Below are 5,185 nucleotides of genomic sequence, written 5' to 3' on the forward strand. Positions count from 1 at the left end.
CGTGGCCGAGCTGCGCCGCCACAGCACCATACCCGGCCACGCGCGCTGGCGCCCGGCCCTGTCAGACACCGGCCCATCGCAAGGCTTCGCGTTGCGCGGCCGCAGGCTGAGACGCCTGGAGATCGGGGGACAAAAACCGCGGCGGCGCTCGCCGATGCCTGATCTGACCAGCGCGCGGAGGCGCCAGCCGGCGCCTGGCGGCGGAGCATGCCGGGAGCACGCCGGGGACAGGCTGCGCGCAACGCGCGCTTTCATAATTGAGCGATGCCCCACGCCCGCAAAACACACATCGACTCCCTGGCCATCTCCGTGCTGCTCGCCTGCTGCATGTTCTGGGGCTTTCAGCAGGTGCTGGTCAAGGCCACGGTGGCCGAGGTGGCGCCGGTCTTCCAGGCTTTCGTGCGCTTTGCGCTGGCCAGCGTCGCCGTGGCCGCATGGTGCCTGTGGCGCGGCGTTCCCCTGTCAGGCGCTGCCGAGCCGCGGGGCGCACAACGCGCAGGCCTGCTGGCCGGGGCATTGTTCGCGGGCGAGTTCGCGTGCATCTACCTAGGCCTGCAATACACCAGCGCATCGCGGCTCACGGTGTTTCTGTACGCCTCGCCTTTCTGGGTGGCCCTGCTGCTGCCGCGCTTTGTGCCCGCAGAGCGCCTGCAAGGCTGGCAGTGGCTGGGCCTGGGCGCCGCGTTCATTGGCGTGGGCCTGGCGCTGGGCGACGGGCTGCTGGGCCCCGCCAATACCGCCCTGCCCCAGGCCTGGCTGGGCGACCTGCTAGGGCTGGCCGCTGGCCTGATGTGGGCGCTGACCACCGTGGTAATCCGCACCACGCCGCTCGCGCGCGTGGCCCCGGCCAAGCAACTGTTCTACCAGGTGGCCGTGAGCACGGCGGTGCTGCCGCTGCTGTCCTGGGGACTGGGCGAGCCATGGGCGTGGCGCTTCAGCGCCTTTGCCTGGGGCTCGCTGCTGGCCCAGGCGCTGGTGGGCGCCTTCATGAGCTACCTGGCCTGGATGTGGATGCTGGCGCACTACCCGGCCACCAAGATCTCGGTGTTCGTTTTTCTCACCCCGGTGTTCGCGCTGCTGTTTGGCGCACTGGGGCTGGGCGAGCCCGTCACCGCAGGGCTGGTGACGGCGCTGGTGCTGGTGGCCGCAGGCATCGTGCTGGTCAACCGCAAGCCGGTGGCCGCCTGATTTTCAATCAAAACCGGCTGTAGCGCTTTTCAGCAAAGCGCAAGCAGCTATGTTTTTTGCAGCATACAGATACCCATCCCACCCCGTCAGAGCTTGGGGATGCGGATGCGGCTGATCATCAGCGAGCCCGATGCGGCGAACAGCAGCACCAGCGGGTGCAACGTGAAGCCCCCCACCAGCACCTTGCCGAACCACAGGTGTTCGCGCACGGCGCCCAGCGAGGCTGCCAGCGCCAGCAGCCCGACCAGCACGATGGAGGTGGGAATCGGCGTGCCCTCGAAGTACTTCACCTTGCCGTCTTTGCCTGCCAGCGTTTCGGCCGTAACGTTGTAGCGCGCCAGCCGCGAGACACCGCAGGCCACGAAGTAGGCCAGCACAACCCGGTCATACAGGCCCTGCATTCCGCAGCCGTAGGCAATGATGGCGGGGGCCACGCCAAACGAGATCACATCGGCCAGCGAATCAAGTTCACGGCCCATGGCCGAGCTTTTCTGGCGCCAGCGGGCAACGCGGCCATCGAGCACGTCGAAGATCAGCGCGGCCAGCACCAGCGCGCAGGCAAAGTACACGTGCCGCACGTCGCCGGTCTCGAGGTAGGTCATGCTGGAGAATAGGGCCCCTGTTCCGCAGATGGCATTGCCAAGAGTGAACCAGTCTGCGAGGTGGAATTCGCGGATCATGGAAAAGCGTTTGGGTGGGGAAGGTTGGTTCACGGCCATGCGCTCCTGGGTCGGAAATGGGGCGAGAGGGGCAAAAGGGGCGTGCGCCCGCTGCACCGACCGCAGCCCCAGGGGTTGGGCCCATTATGAACGGCGCCCCCCGCCCGGCGCCACCACCCAACACCATGTAACAAGATGGGCCCTCAGCCGGGGCCTGCGGCAGCGCAGCGCTGGAGGTTGTGCAGGGGCGATCGAATGCCCCCGCTGTGCAGCCGTGCCGTTGCGTCCACGGTCCACGGTCCACGGTCCACGGTCCACGGTCCACGGTCCACGGTCCACGGTCCACGGTCCACGGCCTCAGCATCGCATGCCCTGCATGCCGCGCGGGCCCGGGCCCGGCAAGCGTCAACCCGCCGGTCGCGGTGGCCCGTCGGTCATGCGCACGGCCGCGCAAAAGCCCTCGAGCGTCCATCCCCGGCCCAGCAGCAGCCGGCGCACACCCAGTTCGTCGCGCAGCGCCGGCGCCACCTCGCGGCCCAGGTAGCGCAGCCGCTTTTCGCGCAGGTCCACGTAGCCGGTTTCGTGGTGATGGGCCAACGCCTGCTACAGCGCGTGCGCGCCCAGCGACTGGCGCGCCCGACACCAGGCACAGCCCCGAATCCAGGCCCCAGCGGTAAACCGCCGTGGCCAGCCCGCGCCGCCGGTAAGGAGCGCCGAAGCGGGAATGCGGCGCGCGCACGTGCGCGTCGGCGTGGCGGTCCACTTCGACGGGGCGATTGAAGACCGTGTAGCCCGCCAAGCGGTGGTGGTGCAGGTCTTCAACATACACGTACCACTCTCCGTCGGCTTCGCGGCGGCGCATGCGAAAGCCAGGCTGGGGCAACGGCAGCGACGACCGGCCATGCAGCCGGTCGCCCGGGGTGTACAGGCGCCCGTGCAGGGTGTCGAGCTCCTGCGCGATGGGCCCATGGCTTCGGGCTCGACATCGATGCGCAACTCGGCGGGGCGCTGCCATGCAGTGCGCATGGAACCTGCGGGCCGCAAGGCCGGACGTGACGGCGACCGCGGCGCCGACAAAGCTGCCGCACGCAACAGCAGCGAAACGGAACAAAGGACAGAGCAAGGCCCATGGCAGGCTCCTGGAGTGCCAAGAACCTGTGGACGATCTTTTCGGGGATCGCGTTGGAGTGCCATCGGGATGGGTGGATGCCTCGGATGCGCTGCATGGGCGCATGCCCATGCAAGCGGCCGAGGCATTCCATCGCCCGATTTCACTCCCACCCTCGGGCAAGCGCCTTGCCGGGCGGTCTGCGGCGTTGCGGCGCCTGTTGATGGCCGAGGTATCCCCTGCGCACCGCGCCTTGCAGCCCGTCCCGGCAAGGTACTTGCGCGACCCCGAGAAGATCGTCAACAGGTTCTAAGGCCCCGACATTACACCGGCGGCCGCAAGCACAGGCGTGGCGCCAAAAAGAGTTGTGTGCGCAAGAGAAGGCGGCTGGCACGGCGCGTGCGGCGGCCGGTGCGCCGGCCTGTCACACCCAGGCCGGCGCCGTATCAGCTGCGGGCGCGCAAGCCCTGCCATGCGCACGGCACGGCCGGAGCTCGGAAGAGCCCCTGGGTGGAGGTGCGGCGCATGGGTGACACGGGTGGTGGGTGGAATGGCAGAGAACCCCCGGCAATCTACCGCCCCGCGCCCGCAGGCCAATGCCGCACCCCGCCAGTGCGACATGCAGCGGGCGGCGCGAAGCTCAGTCCAGGGTGACGCCCGACGATTTCACGACGGCGGCCCAGCGGGCCATTTCCTTCTTGACGTATTCGCCGTACTCGGCGGGCGTGGAGCCCAGCGGCTCGGCCCCTTGCAGCGCCAGCTTCTCGCGCACGTCGGCGCTCTGCAGGGCCTTGTTGATCTCCGCGTTCAGGCGCTGCACGATGGCAGGCGGCGTGCTGGCAGGCACCATGATGCCCTGCCACGCACCGGCCTCGAAGGCGGGCATCACGGTCTCGGCCAGTGTGGGCACCTCGGGAAAGAGCGACATGCGCTTGCTGGTGGTGACGGCCAGCAACTTCATGCGCTTGTCCTTCACGAAAGACATCACCGAGTTGATGGTGTCGGTCATGAACTGGATCTGGCCGGCTACGAGGTCGACGTCCGCAGGGGCGCTGCCCCGGTAGGGCACGTGCGTGGCATCGATGCCCAGGGCCTTCACCAGCTGGAAGGCGGCCAGGTGCGTCACGTTGCCGTTGCCCGCCGATCCGTACGACATCTTGCCCGGATGGGCCTTGGCATAGGCCACGAACTCGCGCACGTTGTTGGCGGGCACGCTGGGGTGCACCACCAGGGCCAGGGGCACCACGGCCGTGAGCGCCACGGGAGCGAGGTCGCGCTGCACATCGTAGGAAAGGCTCTTGTAGAGCGCCGGGCTGAGCGTGATCGACGACGTGTTGTAGAGCAGGGTGTAGCCATCGCCCGCCGCCTTGCCCACCTGCCCGGCCGCGATGTTGCCGTTGGCACCGGGCTTGTTGTCCACCACCACGGGCTGCCCCAGTTGCTCGCCCATCTTCTGCGCCAGCACCCGCGCCACGAGGTCCGTGGGGCCGCCCGGAGGAAAGGGCACGACCATGGTGATGGGTTTGGCCGGATAGGCCTGCGCATGGGCCGCGCCACAAGGCGCCAAGGCCGCCACAAGGGCTGCGCACAGCACGGCGCGCCGCCTTGCCCGGGTTGATGAAAATTGCATGCTTGTCTCCTTGTCGTCGTTGTCGGAATTCAGGCGCGCCCCGCGAGAAGGCGCGTGGCGGTGTAGGTCATCACCAGCACCGAGCGCTGGTTGAACACGTCGATGCGCGAGGTGACGACGGCGCGTCCGCTGCGCGAGGTGGGACGGATGTCCGTGACCTCGACCACGGCCTCGATGGTGTCGCCCACCACCACCGGGGCCAGGATCTTCTGGTGCAGCTCCAGCATGGCCAGGCCCGTGCCCTGGATCATGGTCTGCAGGATGAAGCCTTCGATCAGCGTGTAGGTGAGCGCGCCCGGCACGGGGCGGCCGGCCATCGCGGCGCCTTCGTAGCCCTCTTCGATGAAGATGGCCTCGAGCATGCCGGTCACGCCGATGAAATTGACGAGGTCGGTCTCGGTGATGGTGCGCCGGAAGGTGCGAAAGCGCTGCCCCGCGGCCAGGTCTTGCCAGACAAAGCCCTGGCCCAGGCGGGGCAGGGAGGAATCGACGGGGGTGGCGGTGTGCTCTGCGGTCATGGGATCAAAGTTCCTTCAGGTGGTGGGGACGGATGCCGCAACGGCGGCGCCTTGTTCGACCAGCGCCTCGATGTGCGCGCCC

General features: G+C 68.4%; 6 protein-coding genes. 2 read left to right on the forward strand and 4 right to left on the reverse strand.

Annotated features, from left to right (window positions below):
• Positions 1–264: 264 nt before the first annotated feature.
• The gene (locus tag ACDELDRAFT_RS18855) at positions 265–1,188 is read left to right on the forward strand and encodes a DMT family transporter (RefSeq protein ID WP_005799615.1); all 924 of its coding nucleotides are present in this window, start codon (positions 265–267) and stop codon (positions 1,186–1,188) included.
• Positions 1,189–1,274: 86 nt separating this feature from the next.
• On the opposite strand, the gene pssA is transcribed toward ACDELDRAFT_RS18855, so the two are convergent.
• Both pssA and ACDELDRAFT_RS26115 read right to left on the reverse strand, forming a co-directional pair.
• The gene (gene pssA / locus ACDELDRAFT_RS18860) at positions 1,275–1,907 is read right to left on the reverse strand and encodes a CDP-diacylglycerol--serine O-phosphatidyltransferase (protein WP_040329901.1); all 633 of its coding nucleotides are present in this window, start codon (positions 1,905–1,907) and stop codon (positions 1,275–1,277) included.
• A 345-nt stretch (positions 1,908–2,252) separates the two neighbouring features.
• The gene (locus ACDELDRAFT_RS26115) at positions 2,253–2,444 is read right to left on the reverse strand and encodes a hypothetical protein (RefSeq protein ID WP_005799617.1); all 192 of its coding nucleotides are present in this window, start codon (positions 2,442–2,444) and stop codon (positions 2,253–2,255) included.
• A gap of 560 nt (positions 2,445–3,004) precedes the next feature.
• On the opposite strand from ACDELDRAFT_RS26115, the gene ACDELDRAFT_RS23730 reads away from it, so the two are divergent.
• Complete coding sequence (locus tag ACDELDRAFT_RS23730; RefSeq protein ID WP_198403268.1) at positions 3,005–3,268, forward strand: hypothetical protein; 264 nt, start codon at positions 3,005–3,007, stop codon at positions 3,266–3,268.
• A gap of 327 nt (positions 3,269–3,595) precedes the next feature.
• On the opposite strand, the gene ACDELDRAFT_RS18875 is transcribed toward ACDELDRAFT_RS23730, so the two are convergent.
• Positions 3,596–4,585, reverse strand: a complete 990-nt coding sequence (locus ACDELDRAFT_RS18875) for a Bug family tripartite tricarboxylate transporter substrate binding protein (RefSeq protein ID WP_005799619.1) — start codon at positions 4,583–4,585, stop codon at positions 3,596–3,598.
• Between the two features lie 29 nt (positions 4,586–4,614).
• Positions 4,615–5,103 carry a MaoC family dehydratase gene (locus tag ACDELDRAFT_RS18880; RefSeq protein ID WP_005799620.1) on the reverse strand — a complete coding sequence of 163 codons (489 nt, stop codon included), beginning with the start codon at positions 5,101–5,103 and terminating at the stop codon, positions 4,615–4,617.
• Positions 5,104–5,185 lie beyond the last annotated feature (82 nt).

It is taken from the genome of Acidovorax delafieldii 2AN, from assembly GCF_000175235.1.
Classification (GTDB): domain Bacteria; phylum Pseudomonadota; class Gammaproteobacteria; order Burkholderiales; family Burkholderiaceae_C; genus Acidovorax; species Acidovorax delafieldii_B.

Bases quoted from the DNA above. Each gene is read 5' to 3' on its own strand.
- ACDELDRAFT_RS18855 (WP_005799615.1), top strand. From the start codon at position 265: ATGCCCCACGCCCGCAAAACACACATCGACTCCCTGGCCATCTCCGTG.
- ACDELDRAFT_RS18880 (WP_005799620.1), bottom strand. From the start codon at position 5,103: ATGACCGCAGAGCACACCGCCACCCCCGTCGATTCCTCCCTGCCCCGC.
- pssA (WP_040329901.1), bottom strand. From the start codon at position 1,907: ATGGCCGTGAACCAACCTTCCCCACCCAAACGCTTTTCCATGATCCGC.
- ACDELDRAFT_RS18875 (WP_005799619.1), bottom strand. From the start codon at position 4,585: ATGCAATTTTCATCAACCCGGGCAAGGCGGCGCGCCGTGCTGTGCGCA.